This window comes from Streptomyces sp. NPDC053493 (genome assembly GCF_044544825.1).
GTDB lineage: Bacteria > Actinomycetota > Actinomycetes > Streptomycetales > Streptomycetaceae > Streptomyces.
The window spans coordinates 393,523-407,854 of sequence record NZ_JBITXS010000006.1; the positions used below are offsets into that span (position 1 = coordinate 393,523).

Annotated in this window: 13 protein-coding genes and 1 riboswitch; of the genes, 11 read left to right on the top strand and 2 right to left on the bottom strand. The window is 72.6% G+C overall.

What is annotated here, in order from left to right; translation table 11 throughout:
- Positions 1 to 50: 50 nt before the first annotated feature.
- Entirely contained in the window at positions 51 to 1,259 is a 1,209-nt protein-coding gene (locus ACIGO8_RS20400; RefSeq protein ID WP_399732231.1) for an MFS transporter, read from the bottom strand.
- Positions 1,260 to 1,377: 118 nt separating this feature from the next.
- Between ACIGO8_RS20400 and ACIGO8_RS20405 the strand changes: the two genes are divergently transcribed.
- Positions 1,378 to 2,505 (top strand): ROK family transcriptional regulator, encoded by a 1,128-nt coding sequence (locus tag ACIGO8_RS20405; RefSeq protein ID WP_399732234.1) that lies wholly within the window; start codon positions 1,378 to 1,380, stop codon positions 2,503 to 2,505.
- Between the two features lie 198 nt (positions 2,506 to 2,703).
- On the opposite strand, the gene ACIGO8_RS20410 is transcribed toward ACIGO8_RS20405, so the two are convergent.
- Positions 2,704 to 5,076 carry a chitinase C-terminal domain-containing protein gene (locus ACIGO8_RS20410; RefSeq protein ID WP_399732236.1) on the bottom strand — a complete coding sequence of 791 codons (2,373 nt, stop codon included), beginning with the start codon at positions 5,074 to 5,076 and terminating at the stop codon, positions 2,704 to 2,706.
- A gap of 286 nt (positions 5,077 to 5,362) precedes the next feature.
- A riboswitch (FMN riboswitch) is annotated at positions 5,363 to 5,493 on the top strand.
- A 187-nt stretch (positions 5,494 to 5,680) separates the two neighbouring features.
- Between ACIGO8_RS20410 and ribD the strand changes: the two genes are divergently transcribed.
- The 10 genes from ribD to ACIGO8_RS20460 all read left to right on the top strand — a co-directional run bounded on the left by ribD (position 5,681) and on the right by ACIGO8_RS20460 (position 14,331).
- Entirely contained in the window at positions 5,681 to 6,772 is a 1,092-nt protein-coding gene (gene ribD, locus ACIGO8_RS20415) for a bifunctional diaminohydroxyphosphoribosylaminopyrimidine deaminase/5-amino-6-(5-phosphoribosylamino)uracil reductase RibD (RefSeq protein WP_399732239.1), read from the top strand.
- Between the two features lie 2 nt (positions 6,773 to 6,774).
- Positions 6,775 to 7,383, top strand: a complete 609-nt coding sequence (locus ACIGO8_RS20420) for a riboflavin synthase (RefSeq protein ID WP_399732242.1) — start codon at positions 6,775 to 6,777, stop codon at positions 7,381 to 7,383.
- A 56-nt stretch (positions 7,384 to 7,439) separates the two neighbouring features.
- Positions 7,440 to 8,018, top strand: coding sequence for a nicotinamide riboside transporter PnuC (locus ACIGO8_RS20425; protein ID WP_399732449.1), 579 nt, complete (start codon positions 7,440 to 7,442; stop codon positions 8,016 to 8,018).
- Positions 8,019 to 8,109: 91 nt separating this feature from the next.
- Entirely contained in the window at positions 8,110 to 9,387 is a 1,278-nt protein-coding gene (locus tag ACIGO8_RS20430) for a bifunctional 3,4-dihydroxy-2-butanone-4-phosphate synthase/GTP cyclohydrolase II (protein ID WP_399732245.1), read from the top strand.
- A gap of 52 nt (positions 9,388 to 9,439) precedes the next feature.
- Complete coding sequence (gene ribH, locus ACIGO8_RS20435; RefSeq protein WP_399732248.1) at positions 9,440 to 9,925, top strand: 6,7-dimethyl-8-ribityllumazine synthase; 486 nt, start codon at positions 9,440 to 9,442, stop codon at positions 9,923 to 9,925.
- A gap of 34 nt (positions 9,926 to 9,959) precedes the next feature.
- Positions 9,960 to 10,232, top strand: coding sequence for a phosphoribosyl-ATP diphosphatase (locus tag ACIGO8_RS20440; protein ID WP_376637414.1), 273 nt, complete (start codon positions 9,960 to 9,962; stop codon positions 10,230 to 10,232).
- A 123-nt stretch (positions 10,233 to 10,355) separates the two neighbouring features.
- Positions 10,356 to 11,204, top strand: a complete 849-nt coding sequence (hisG, locus tag ACIGO8_RS20445; protein WP_399732250.1) for an ATP phosphoribosyltransferase — start codon at positions 10,356 to 10,358, stop codon at positions 11,202 to 11,204.
- A 24-nt stretch (positions 11,205 to 11,228) separates the two neighbouring features.
- Positions 11,229 to 11,681, top strand: coding sequence for a PH domain-containing protein (locus ACIGO8_RS20450; RefSeq protein WP_399732253.1), 453 nt, complete (start codon positions 11,229 to 11,231; stop codon positions 11,679 to 11,681).
- 242 nt (positions 11,682 to 11,923) lie between these two features.
- Positions 11,924 to 13,264, top strand: coding sequence for a hemolysin family protein (locus tag ACIGO8_RS20455; protein ID WP_399732256.1), 1,341 nt, complete (start codon positions 11,924 to 11,926; stop codon positions 13,262 to 13,264).
- Complete coding sequence (locus ACIGO8_RS20460; protein WP_399732259.1) at positions 13,261 to 14,331, top strand: hemolysin family protein; 1,071 nt, start codon at positions 13,261 to 13,263, stop codon at positions 14,329 to 14,331. Before ACIGO8_RS20455 ends, ACIGO8_RS20460 begins: the two co-directional genes overlap by 4 nt.
- Position 14,332 lies beyond the last annotated feature (1 nt).

Sequence of the window (14,332 nt, forward strand, 5' to 3'; positions counted from 1 at the left end):
TGGCCGATTCGGGGCCGTAAAAGATCAGCCATATGGTAATGCGGCCCAGGTCAGCGGGCTCCCTCCGTGGCGTCGGCCCGGGCGGCCCCGGCGGCGGTCCGCGCGCCCGGCCGCAGCACGCCCGCGCCCAGGACCAGACCGAACGCCAGCAGCGTGACCAGGCCGAAGGAGAGGACCAGCGAGGTCGCGTCGGCGATGCCGCCGATCGCCGACGGCGCGATCAGGCCGGAGGTGTACGTGATGGTGGCGACGCCCGCGATGGCCTGGCTGGGATTCGGGCCGCTGCGGCCGGCGGCGGCGAAGGCGAGCGGCACGACGACCGCGACACCGAGGCCCATCAGTCCGAAACCGGCCATCGCGAGGGCCGCGTGCGGGGCGAACACCACCAGGAGCCCGCCCAGGGTGGCGGCCACGCCTCCGGTCCGTACGGTGCGCACCGCGCCGAAGCGGTCCACGACCCGGTCGCCGGCCAGCCGCGCCACGGCCATGGTCAGGGCGAAGGCGGTGGTCGAGGCGGCGGCGAGACCGGCGGAGGTGCCGAGCTCGTCCTTCAGATAGACCGCCGACCAGTCCAGGCTCGCGCCCTCCGCGAAGACTCCGCAGAAGCCGATGGCGCCGATGACCAGGGCGGACTTGGGCGGCAGCGCGAAGCGCGGCGGCGCCTCCTCCTCGGGTGCGCTGCGCAGGTCGAGCACGCCCTGGCAGCAGACCAGGCCGAGGGCGGTGAGGACGAGGGCGGCGATCAGGTGGTGGAGCCGGGCGTCGCCGCCGAGGTGGGCGGCGACCGTGCCGGCCGCGGAGCCGAGCAGGGCGCCGGCGCTCCACATGCCGTGCAGGCCGGACATGATCGAGCGGCCGAGCCGGTTCTCGGTCTCGACGCCGAGCGCGTTCATGGCGACGTCGGACATGCCGGCGGTGGCTCCGTAGACGAGGAGGGCGCCGCACAGACCGTAGATGTTCGGCGCGAGCGAGGGCAGGATCAGCGACAGGGTCCACAGGGCGAGCAGCCCGCGCAGCGCCGTGCGGGCGCCGAAGCGGTGGCTGACCGCGCCGGCCAGCGGCATCGCGAGCGAGGCGCCGATCGCGGGGAAGGCGAGGGCGAGTCCGAGCTGGCCAGCGCTGACGCCCGCGTGCTCCTGGATCCAGGGGATGCGGGTCGCGAAACTGCCGGTGACGGCGCCGTGGACGCAGAAGACGGCGGCGACGGCGATGCGCGCCCGCCGCAGCCGCTCGGTGGTGAAGACGGTGGTGTCCGCCATGGGTGTGCCCCTCCCCGGAGTCCCGGCCGTTGATGCCGCCGTAAACTATCAGGAACCCTGCCTGATAAATAGTGGTCCGGCTCCGAACGGGTGGGAAGACGTCTGAGAGGATCGCCGCATGGCCGCATCCCCGAGCACCGCACGGGCCATCAACGACCGGCTCGCCCTGCGACTGCTCCAGGACGAGGGCCCGTTGACGGCCGCTCAGCTCAAGACCCTCACCGGGCTCTCCCGCCCGACCGTCGCCGACCTCGTCGAGCGGCTCCAAGGCTCCGGGCTCGTCCATGTCGTCGGCGAGGCCGGAGCCGAGCGCCGCGGGCCCAACGCCAAGCTGTACGGGATCGTGGCCGACCGCGCCCACCTCGCCGCCCTCGACGTCCGCACCCGCTCCGTCTCCGTCGTGGTCGCCGACCTGCTCGGCACCACCCTCGCCGAGGCGACGCTGCCCATCGGCGACGGCGCGGATCCCGGTCCCGCCGCCGACCGGGCCGTCGCGCTCCTCGAGCGCACCGCGCGCGAGGCCGGCGCCGCCCGGCTGCACAGCGTCGCCGTCGGCGCGCCCGGCCTCATCGACCCGGCCACCCGGCAGCTGCGCGACACCGCCAAGCTCCCGGAATGGCACCGGCGTCTGGTCTCCGCGCTCCGGCAGCGGCTGCCCGCCGCCGTCCTGGTGGAGAACGAGGTCAATCTGGCCGCCGTCGCCGAGCTGCGCGAAGGCGCCGCCGGCCCGGACCGGGACACCTTCGCCCTGCTCTGGCTCGGCCAGGGCATCGGCGCGGCCGTCGTCCTGGACGGGCGGCTGCGCCGCGGGGCCTCCGGCGGCGCGGGCGAGATCGGCTTTTTGCCGGTGCCGGGGACCTCGGGACTGCCCTCCGCGCACGGCTGCGACGGCGGCTTCGACGAACTGGCCTGCGCCGCCGCCGTCGACGCCCTTGCGCGCGCCCACGGCCTCGACCCGGCCGGCGCCCTGGAGTCCGGCGACGGCCCCTTCCTCGACGCCCTCGCCGAGCGGCTCGCGATCGGCGCGGCCTCCGTCGTGGCGGTCCTGGACCCGGGCTGCGTGATCCTCGCGGGCGAGACCGGCCACCGCGGCGGCCCCGGGCTCGCCGCCCGCGTCGAGTCCCGCCTCGCCGAGCTCTCGCCGCTGCGCACCGAGGTCCGGGCCACCGCCCTCGGCGACACCGCCGTCCTGCGCGGCGCCCTGCTGACCGCCCGCGACGCGGCGCAGGACGCCCTCTTCCCCTGACGACCGGCGACCGGCGAGCCACGACCGACGAACGGCCGACGAACGACCGGCGAGCCACGACCGGCGACCGACGGCACGCCCGCGGGACGGACGCACCCGCGCCGCGCCCCCGGACAGGGGACGCGGCGCGGGCGGGGGAGGACCCGGCGGCGGCAAGGGCCGTGAGACCGCCGCCGGGGGCTTCTCAGAGAGTGCGGATCAGCAGGCGCCCTGGTCCTTCCAGACGCCCCACTCGCCGGTCGTGCCCGGCTCCTCGTTCTGGGTCCACCACTGGGCCTTCCAGGTGTGGCCCTTGTGGGAGACCAGGTTGCCCGCGTTGTAGACCGTGCCCGCCACGTACGCCGGGGCCGTGCAGCCGGAGGTCGGCGGCGTCGTCGGCGGGGTCGTGGGCGGCGTGGTCGGGGGAGTCGTCGGCGGGGTGGTGGGCGGCGTGGTCGGCGGGGTCGTCGTGCCCGGCTCCACCGTCGTCGTGCCGCGCGCCAGGTCGCCGGCGAGCGCGTACGCCGTGCCGCCCACCGTCACCGTCCAGTTCGACGGGGTCGAGACCGGAAGGTAGTAGTTGAAGGCCAGGTCGACGGTGGCGCCCGGGGCCAGCGACTGCCAGGCCGGGAGCTTCAGCGAGACCCGGTGGAAGTCGCCCTTCAGACCGCCCACGTTGCTGCCCGTGTGGTCGCTGCTGATCACCTTGGTGCCGAAGCCGGACTGGTCGGAGGCGTTGTTCGGGGCCGCGGTCGCGTAGTCGAACTGGAACTCGGTGCCGCCCGGCAGTGTCGTCCGCGTGTTGTTGGTGATCCTCAGCTTCGGGGTGATCGGGTAGTTGGAGTCGCCCAGTTTGAAGTCGGTGAACTCCACGCCCACGTTCACGGCCTGCGCCGGCAGCGCCTTGTTCGACTTCCTCGCGCCGTACGGGGTGGCGGCCTTGAACTTGTCGTACATCAGCGAGGTGAGCGTGGAGCCCATCTCGTACTGGCCCTTGGCGGCGTTCCAGCCGTAGTCGCCGGCCAGCTCCCAGACCATGGTGCCGCCGATGCCGCGGTCGACCACGTAGTCGGCCTTGGCGGCCACCGACTGCTCGTCCTCGGTGGACAGGAAGACCTTCTTCTGCGCGTTCCACAGCCACGGCGCGACCAGCGTGGAGTCGTACTTGCGGGCGTACGTGCCGGTCAGCGTGGTGTTCGCGGGGAAGCCGTACTTCGTGACGTAGTCGCCGACGATCCCCTTCTCCAGGTTCTTGGCGTGCCACATCGGGTTGGAGCCGGCCGGCGACTCCTGTCCGCCGGTGTCCTTGTCGTGCCACAGGTTGTCGATGCCGACGGCGCCGTCACCGCACTTGGTCAGGCCGGAGCCGGCCGGGCAGCTGGTCGCGCTCGCCTTGCCCCACAGGCCGTCGGTGCCGCCCTGCACGTTCTTGTGGCCGCGGGTGTAGTAGGGCAGGCCGATGTTGATGCGGCCGGCCGGCATCGAGCCGCGGAAGTAGTGGTAGGCCCAGTCGGTGTTGAGGTAACCGATGCCGCCGTACTGCTGGCTGCCGTAGACGCCGGCCGCGGCGAGCTCGCCGTCCTTGCCGTCGTCGAAGAGCGAGGCGTTGGGGCCGACGTACTCGTTCCAGGCCCCGTGCAGGTCGTAGGACATGATGTTGACGTAGTCCAGATACTTCTGCATCTGGAAGGTCTCCATGCCGCGCAGCAGATAGCCGGAGGAGGGCGCGGCGACGGTCAGCAGGTAGTGCCTGCCGTCGGCGGCGCCGGCCCGGTCGAGCTTCTCGCGCAGCGACTTCATCAGGGCCGCGTAGCCCTGGACCAGGCCCGCGCGGCGGGCGTTGGCGAGCTGCCAGTCGAGCGGGTTGCCCGCGTCCTTCATCGTCGTCGGGTACTCGTAGTCGATGTCGACGCCGTTGAAGCCGTACTTCCGGATGAAGTCGACGGCGGAGTTCGCGAAGGTGTCGATCCCCGCCTGGTTGACCGACCCGTCGGCGTTGGTCGCCATCGCGTAGAAGCCGCCGGAGTTCACCCGGGCGCCCTTGTCGTCGAAGTAGCCGCCGGTCTCCGCCCAGCCGCCCACCGAGATCAGCGTCTTGACGTTCGGGTGCTGCTTCTTGAACTTGTTGAGCAGGTTGAAGTGGCCCTTGTACGCGTAGGCCGGGTCCATCTCGGCGCCGGCGACACCGGGCCAGGTCATCCCGGTGGCCGCGTTGTCCGCCCCGTCCGTGCCCACGGACAGCTTGTTGTCGCCGCCGACGTGGCCGAAGGCGTAGTTGACGTGGGTGACCTTGTCCCACGGGATGTCCTTGGCGAGGTAGGCGGGCTCGCCGTTCCTGCCGGTGCGCCAGCCGGTGAAGTAGCCGATGACGCGGCGCTGGTGGTCCGCGCCCATCTTCTCGCGGCCCTCGGTGTCGTAGACCGAGCAGTACGGGACGTCGACGCCGGGCGTCCTGTAGAGGCCGTCGGGCCGACAGGACTCGTTGTCGGCCGCGTACGAGACGCCGCCTGCGGCGAGTGAGCTGATCAGCAGTCCGGCGACGGCGGCGCCGGACGCGAGCAGGCTCGCTCTCTTCGTCGTGGGGGACAGCACGTTCGGTTCCTCCAGGGGTGGGGGTACCACCGCGCCGCCAGGCGCAGGGGGAGTCGGCAGAACACAACGAAAAAGGGGTGGGTCGTGTCGGGCCCGTGGAGTGCGCACGCCGGCGGGCCGTTACCTCGGAGGTGACACGGAGATTAAGAGGACTAGACCAGTGCGTCAATAGGTCTGGACCAACGAGGCGATTCGTGGCAGGGTCATGGCGAGTTGTGAGCCAGCCCACAGGACCTCACCCGTATGGCCGGTCCACGTCCGTGGCACACTGGCCCTGTATCAGCAGCAGCGCACTCCGGGGTCGGTGTAATTCCGAACCGGCGGTATAGTCCGCGACCCGTCCGCAAGCCAGCGGCCGGTTGACCAGGTGAGATTCCTGGACCGACGGTGAAAGTCCGGATGGGAGGCAGTGCGCGGCGGGCGACCCCTTCATCCGGGGTGAGCCGGCCGTACGTCCGCTGGTCGCCGCGTCGGCCTCGCCAGGCCGGCTCCCGGCGCACCGGAGGACCCTCGGCCTCGGCGCACCCCGCGCGAGGAGTCGTACCCGCTCTCTGTCGACATCGACAGGCCCCGGAGTCCGTGCCCGAAGAGGCAGGAGGACCCGGTGGCCACCCAGGCCGACATCACCGCCATGCGACGCGCGATCGCGCTCGCCGCCCGCGGTCTCGGCTCCACCAGCCCCAACCCGGTCGTCGGCTGCGTCATCACCGACGCCTCCGGCCACCAGGTCGGCGCCGGCCACCACCGGCGCGCCGGCGGCCCGCACGCCGAGGTCCACGCCCTGCGCGAGGCCGGCGTCCTGGCCCGCGGCGGCACCGCCTACGTCACCCTCGAACCCTGCAACCACACCGGTCGCACCGGCCCCTGCGCGCAGGCGCTGATCGACGCCGGGATCGCCCGCGTCGTCTACGCCGTCGGCGACCCGAACCCGCAGGCCACCGGCGGCGCCGACACCCTGCGCGCGGCCGGCGTCGAGGTCGAGCAGGGCCTGCTGGAGGACGAGGCCGAGGCCGGCAACATCGCCTGGCTCACCTCCGTCCGCCGCGGCCGGCCCTTCGTCCGCTGGAAGTACGCCGCCACCCTCGACGGCCGCATCGCCGCCGCCGACGGCACCTCCCGCTGGATCAGCTCCGCCGAGTCCCGCGCCGACGTCCACCGGCTGCGCGCCGAGTCCGACGCCGTCGTCGTCGGATCCGGCACCGCCCGCGCCGACGACCCCCACCTGGCCGTGCGCGGCGCCGACGCGGCCGACGCCGCCGAGGGCTCCGTCCAGCCGCTCCGGGTCGTCGTCGACACCGAGGCCGCCGCCGTGAAGCCCGGCGCCCGCGTCCTCGACGACGCCGCGCCCACCCTGATCGCGGTCGCCGAGGACGCCGAGACCGCGCTGGAGAACGTCGTACGGCTGCCGCGCGCGGCCGGCGGCCTGTCCGTCCCCGCCCTCCTGGACGCCCTGTACGCACGCGGCGTCCGCTCCGTACTCCTCGAAGGCGGCCCCACCCTCGCGGGCGCCTTCGTCGCCGCGGGCGCCGTCGACCAGGTCGTCGGCTATCTCGCGCCCGTCCTGCTCGGCGCCGGCCCCGCCGCCCTCGCCGACGCCGGAATCGGCACCATCGCCGACGCGTTGCGTCTCGACGTCACCGAGACCGTGCGCATCGGCCCCGATCTGCGTATCACTGCGACCCTCAAGGGAGCCTGACCGTGTTCACCGGAATCGTCGAAGAGCTGGGCGAGGTCGTCGCCGTCGAGCAGCTGGCGGACGCCTCCCGCTTCCGCCTGCGCGGCCCCGTGGTCACCGAAGGCGCCCGGCACGGCGACTCGATCGCCGTCAACGGCGTCTGCCTCACGGTGGTCGAGTGCGGCGACGGCGAGTTCACCGCCGACGTGATGGCCGAGACCCTCAAGCGCTCCTCGCTCGGTGCCCTCGAGGTCGGCTCCCGCGTCAACCTGGAGCGGCCCATGGCCGTCGGCGGGCGCCTCGGCGGCCACATCGTCCAGGGACACGTCGACGGCACCGGCACCGTCCTCGAGCGCGAGCCCTCCGAGCACTGGGAAATCGTCAAGGTCGGCCTGCCCGCCCCGCTCGCCCGCTACGTCGTCGAGAAGGGCTCGATCACGGTCGACGGCGTCAGCCTCACCGTCGTCGAGGTCGGCGACGACTGGTTCACCGTCAGCCTCATCCCCACCACCCTCGACCTGACCACGCTCGGCATCAAGCAGAGCGGCGACCCGGTCAACCTCGAGGTGGACGTCATCGCCAAGTACGTCGAGCGGCTGCTCGGCCCGAACGCCCGGGAGAACGTCAAGTGAACTGGCTCAACTCCGAGGCGTTCACCGTCCTCGACCAGCACATCCTGTGGTCCGACATGATCGGCAACACGATCGGTCTGATCGCCCTCGCCCTCGGCTGGCGCCGCTCCATCCTCACCTGGCCCGCCCAGCTGCTCTCCGGCGTGATCCTGGTCGGCGCCTACGCCTCCGCGCACCTGTCCGGCGGCGTCGGCAAGCAGCTCCTCGTCATCGGCGTCGCCGCCTGGGGCTGGTGGCAGTGGAACCGCGGCAAGCAGCAGGCGCAGGACGGCTCCATCGCCGTCCGCTTCGCGAGCTGGAAGGAGCGCGGCGTGCTGCTGGCCGGCGCCGCGCTCGGCACCCTCGCCGTCGGCGGCCTCTTCACGCTCTACCCGTCGCTCTCCTGGAGCCCGTGGGCCGACGCGTACATCTTCGTCGGCACCCTCGTCGCGATGGTCGCCCAGGCCCGCGGCCTGGTCGAGTTCTGGTTCGCCTGGCTCCTCGTCGACCTCGTCGGCGTCCCGCTCGCCTTCAGCAGCGGCCTCGCCTTCTCCGGCCTCGTCTACGTCATCTACTTCGCCCTCGTCATCTGGGGCATGCGCGACTGGTGGCTCCGCTCGCGCACCGCTCCCGCCCTGGAAGGAGCCCTGTCGTGAGCGAGGCACACGCGGCCGCCCGGCCGCGGACGAACGCGACGGCCGCACGTCCGCGCCGCGCGGGCGCAGCAGCGATCGAAAGGAGTGCGGCATGAGCGCGCTTCCCGCCTGGGAGGTCACCGACCTCGTCCTCGACCCCGTCGAGCAGGCCATCTCGGACATCGCCGCCGGCCGGCCCGTCGTCGTCGTCGACGACGAGGACCGCGAGAACGAGGGCGACCTCGTCATCGCCGCCGAGAAGGCCACGCCCGAGGTCGTCGCCTTCATGATGAGCGAGTGCCGCGGCCTGATCTGCGCCCCCATGGAGGCCGACGAGCTGGAGCGCCTGCGGCTGCCGCAGATGGTCGAGGACAACACCGAGTCCATGAAGACGGCCTTCACCGTCTCCGTCGACGCCTCCGCGGCCCACGGCGTCAGCACCGGCATCTCCGCCGCCGACCGCGCCACCACCCTGCGGATGCTCGCGGGCGGCGCCCACGAGCCCGGCGACTTCGTCCGGCCCGGCCACATCTTCCCGCTGCGCGCCAAGCCCGGCGGCGTCCTGGCCCGCAACGGCCACACCGAGGCCGCCGTCGACCTCGCCCGCCTCGCCGGACTCCGCCCGGCCGGCGCGATCGTCGAGATCGCCGGCGAGGACGGCGCGATGCTGCGGTTGCCCGAGCTCGTCCCGTTCGCCCGCAAGCACGGCCTGACGATCATCTCCATCGAGGACCTGATCGCCTACCGCCGCTCCGCCGAGCCGACCGTCCGCCGCGAGGCCGCGGTCCAGCTGCCCACCCGGCACGGCGACTTCACCGCGTACGGCTACCGCTCCACCGTCGACGGCGTCGAGCACGTCGCCCTCGTCCACGGCGAGATCGGCGACGGACGCGACGTCCTCGTCCGGGTCCACTCCGAGTGCCTCACCGGCGACGTCTTCCACTCGCTGCGCTGCGACTGCGGCCCGCAGCTGGAGGCCTCCATGGACCGGATCACCGAGGCCGGCCGCGGCGTCGTCGTCTATCTGCGCGGCCACGAGGGCCGCGGCATCGGCCTGCTGTCCAAGCTGCGCGCCTACGAACTCCAGGAGCGCGGCCGCGACACCCTCGACGCCAACCTGGAGCTCGGGCTGCCCGCCGACGCCCGCGACTACGCCGCCGGCGCGCAGATCCTCACCGACCTCGGGGTGCGCAGCCTGCGGCTGCTGACCAACAACCCCGACAAGATCGACGCCCTCACCCGCCACGGCCTCACCGTCGAGGGCCGCGAGCCCATGCCGGTCCAGGCGGGCGAGCACAACCTCCGCTACCTGCGCACCAAGCGGGACCGGATGGGCCACGACCTGCCCTGGCTGGACGGGACCCCGGCCGGCACCTGCGGCAACCAGTAGTCCCCGATCCCGACATCCTCTGTATCGCGTACGAACACCGGCAAGGAGAAACATGAGCGGCAAGGGCGCACCCGTCCTCAGCGTGAAGAACTGCGGCGACCTCCGCGTCGCGGTCATCGCGGCCCAGTGGCACGAGAAGATCATGGACGGCCTCGTCGACGGCGCCCTGCGCGCCCTGGCCGAACTCGGCATCGAGGAGCCCACCCTGCTCCGCGTCCCCGGCAGCTTCGAGCTCCCGGTCGTGGCGAAGGTGCTCGCCGGACGCGGCTACGATGCCATCGTGGCGCTCGGCGTCGTCATCCGCGGCGGAACGCCGCACTTCGAGTACGTGTGCCAGGGCGTCACCCACGGCCTCACCCAGGTCTCGATCGACACCGGCGTACCCGTCGGATTCGGCGTCCTGACCGTCGACAACGAGGAGCAGGCCCTCGACCGGGCCGGCCTCGAGGGCTCCCGCGAGGACAAGGGCCACGAGGCCGTCACCGCCGCCGTCGCCACCGCGACCACGCTGCGTACGGTCAGCGAACCCTGGCGCTGAGTGGCGCCTTCGTACCCCGTACTCTTAGGACATCATGGCGAACAAAACCTTCGAAGAGCTCTTCGCCGAGCTCAAGCTCAAGGCCGAGAACGGCGACCCTGCCACCTCCCGCACCGCGGAACTGGTCGGCAAGGGCGTCCATGCCATCGGCAAGAAGGTCGTCGAGGAGGCCGCCGAGGTCTGGATGGCCGCCGAGTACGAGGGCAAGGAAGCCGCCGCCGAGGAGATCTCGCAGCTGCTGTACCACGTCCAGGTGATGATGGTCGCCCGCGGGATCTCGCTCGACGACGTCTACGCCCACCTCTGAGCACCGCACCCACCGAGCACCGAAGCACCACCGCGTACCGAAGAACCCCCGCGTACCGAAGCACCACCGAGCACCACCACCATCAGCACTTCTGCAACTCCTGAGGCAAAGGAAGCCCACCCCATGCTGCGCATCGCCGTCCCCAACAAGGGTTCCCTCTCCGGACCTGCGATGGAGATGCTCCATGAGGCGGGCTACCGGCAGCGCAAGGAGTCCAAGGAGCTCGTCACCGTCGACCCGGACAACGAGGTGGAGTTCTTCTACCTCCGTCCCAAGGACATCGCGATCTACGTGGCGTCCGGCCGGCTCGACATCGGCATCACCGGCCGCGACCTGCTCCTGGACTCCGGCGCCAACGCCGAGGAGATCCTGCCGCTGAACTTCGGCCGCTCCACCTTCCGCTACGCCACCCGCCCCGGCACCGCGAGCGGCCCCGCCGACTTCCACGGCATGACGATCGCCACCTCCTACGAGGGCATCGTCGCCAAGCACCTCGCCGAGCAGGGCGTCGACGCCTCCGTCGTCCACCTCGACGGCGCCGTCGAGACCGCGATCCAGCTGGGCGTCGCCGAGATCATCGCGGACGTCGTCGAGACCGGCACCAGCCTGCGCAACGCCGGCCTGGAGGTCATCGGCGACCCGATCCTCACCTCCGAGGCCGTCGTGGTCCGCCGCACCGGCGCCCCCACCGACGACCCCAAGGTGCAGCAGTTCCTGCGCCGCCTCCAGGGCGTCCTGGTCGCCCGGTCGTACGTGATGATGGACTACGACTGCCGGGCCGAGCACCTGGAGCAGGCCGTCGCCCTCACCCCGGGCCTGGAGTCGCCGACCGTCTCGCCGCTCCACAACGAGGGCTGGGTCGCCGTCCGCGCCATGGTCCCCGCCAAGGAGGCGCAGAAGGTCATGGACGACCTGTACGAGCTCGGCGCCCGCGCCATCCTCACGACGGCCATCCACGCCTGCCGCCTCTGAAAGACCGCAAGGATCCGGAAAACCATGTCCGACACCACCGCTCCGGCCCTGCCGGTCACCTTCCGGCCGGCCCGCACCCGGATCGTCCTGCTGACCGTGGGCCTCACCATGTTCATGGTCATCTCCGGCGTCGCGCTGATGCTGGAGCGGGTCAGCCCGGCGGAGCGGGTCAGCTTCTTCTTCACCGCGGCGCTCTTCCTGGGCGTCCTGGTGCTGCTCAGCCGTCCCAAGATCGTCGCCGACGACCAGGGCGTCACGGTGGTCAACATCACCCGGACACGCCGACTGGCCTGGGCCGAGATCCTCAAGGTCAACCTGCGCCCCGGCGACCCCTGGGTCTTCCTGGACCTGAGCGACGGCACCAGCCTGCCCGCCCTCGGCATCCAGCCCGGAATCGCCAAGGAACGCGCCATCCGCGACGCCCGCGCGCTGCGCGCCCTCGCCGAGACCCGGGGCACCGGCGCCGAGGCCCGCTGACCCCGAGCGGACCCGGGGACGGACCCTGATCCGTCCCCCATACGGGGCCGACCCCCTGCCCGCGACGGCGCGGGCGTGACTAATCTGGAGGCGGTGGTGCCGAGCGGCACCACCGCCTCGCATGTGCAGGGCCGCCCGCCGGCGGCCCGCGAGGCAGCCCTACGACCCGAGGAGTGACTCCCTCCAGCAATGGACGGATCGTCCGGTAGTACCTGCGCCGCCCCCTCACCCGAGGCGGCGGCATGATCGTCTCTCTTGTGCTGCTCGCCGCAGCCTTCCTCCTGATCCTCGCCAACGGCTTCTTCGTGGCCGCCGAGTTCGGCCTCGTCACGGTGGAACGCGCCGACGCCGAGCGCGCCGCCGCCGAAGGCGACCGCCGGGCCCGCGGCGTCGTCCGGGCGCTGCGCGAGCTGTCCTTCCAGCTCTCCGGCACCCAGCTCGGCATCACCATCACCTCGCTGGTCACCGGCATGCTCGCCGAGCCCGCGCTCGCCGGGCTGCTCGACGGGCCGCTCACCGCGACCGGCCTGCCCGACGGCGTCGTCTCCGGCATCGCCGTGCTCGTCGGCATGCTGCTCGCCTCCGCCGTGCAGATGGTCGTCGGCGAACTCGTGCCCAAGAACTGGGCGGTCTCCCGGCCGCTCCAGGTCGCCCGCTTCGTCGCCGGCCCGCAGGCCGTCTTCTCGTCGCTGTTCCGTCCGGTGATCAGCCTCCTGAACACCGTCGCCAACCGGCTCGTCCGGCTCTTCGGCGTGGAACCGGCCGACGAGCTCGACTCGGTCCGCACGCCCGGCGAGCTGGTCTCCCTGGCCCGCCACTCGGCGCAGGCCGGCGCCCTCGAACAGGACACCGCCGACCTCTTCGTGAGGACCCTGACGCTCGGCGGACTCACCGCCGAGCAGCTCATGACCCCGCGGGTCAAGATGAGCGCCCTCCAGTCGGACGCCACCGCGGCCGACGTCCTCAACCTCACGCGGGCCACCGGCCTGTCCCGCTTCCCGGTCTACCGCGAGCGGATCGACGAGATCGTCGGCATGGTCCACCTCAAGGACGCGCTGGCCGTCGTCCCGCACGAGCGGCACCGCGTCCCGGTCGGCAGGATCGCCGTCCCGCCGCTGCTCGTCCCCGAGTCGCTGCCGGCCCAGACGCTTCTGGAGCGGCTGCGCCGTGAGCAGCCGATCGCGGTCGTCGTCGACGAGTACGGCGGCACCGCCGGCGTCGTCACCCTCGAGGACATCGTCGAGGAGCTCGTCGGCGAGGTCCGCGACGAGCACGACACCGCTGCCGACGGACGGTCCGAGCTGGCCGCCGTGCCCTCCGACGACGGCAGTCAGATCTGGGAGGCCGACGGCTCCTGCCGGGTGCACACCCTGCAGCGGATAGGCCTCGACGTGCCCGACGGGCCGTACGAGACGGTCGCCGGGCTCGTCGCCGATCTGCTCGGGCGCATCCCGGCCGCGGGCGACCGGGCCGAACTGCCCGGCTGGCGGCTCTCGGTGCGCCAGGTCGACCGCTACCGCGCCGAACGGGTGCGGATCATGCGCACCGCCCCGGTGCCCGTCCCGGCGGAGGCCGTCCGATGAGTCTGCTTCCCCTCCTCTTCGCCGTCCTCCTGGTCCTCGCCAACGGCTTCTTCGTCGGCGCCGAGTTCGCCCTCGTCTCCGTCCGCCGCAGCCAGATCGAGCCACTGGGCGGCGCCCGGGCCCGGCAGGTCCTCCACGGCCTGGAGAACCTGCCGCAGATGATGGCCGCCGCCCAGTTCGGCATCACCGTCGCCTCCCTCACCCTCGGCGCGGTCGCCGAGCCGACCGTGGCCCGGCTGCTCGAACCCGTCTTCCACGCCGTGGGCGTGCCGGCAGGCCTGATCCACCCGCTCGGATACGTGCTCGCCCTCGCCGCCGTGGTCTTCCTCCACCTGGTGATCGGCGAGATGGTCCCGAAGAACCTCGCCATGGCCGACCCGGAGCGCACCGCGCTCCTGCTCGGGCCGGGCCTGGTGGGCTTCGCCCGGCTCTGCCGGCCGGTCACCAGCGCGCTGGGCGCCTGCGCGCGCCTCGTCCTGCGGGCCTTCAAGGTCGAGCCCAAGGACGAGGTCGAGGCCGTCTTCACAAGTGCGCAGCTCGGCCGGCTCGTCGAGGACGCCGGCCAGGCCGGGCTGCTCGACCCGGCCGAGCAGGAGCGCCTCGAGGACGCCCTGGAGCTGGGCACCCGCCCGGTGACGGACGTCCTGATCCCGTCCTCGGCGCTGGTCACCGTGCCGCCGTCGGTCACCCCGCGCGCCGTCGAGGAGCTGACCGTCCGCACCGGCTACTCCCGCTTCCCGGTACGGGCCGAGGGCCGGGGCACCTTCATGGGCTTCGTGCACGTGAAGGACGTCCTGGACCTGGAGGACCGGGAGCGGGCGGTGCCCCAGCACGTGTGGCGCCCGATGGCCACGCTGCGGGCCGAGCTGCCGCTCGACGACGCGCTCACCGTGATGCGCCGGGCCGCGACCCATCTGGCCCAGGTGGCGGACGCCTCCGGCCGGGTGCTCGGCCTGGTCGCGTTGGAGGACGTCCTGGAGATGCTGGTCGGCGAGGTCAGGGACCCCGCCCACCGGCTGCTGCCACCGCCGCAGCACCCGCGGGCGGCGGAGGCACTGACCGGCTGAC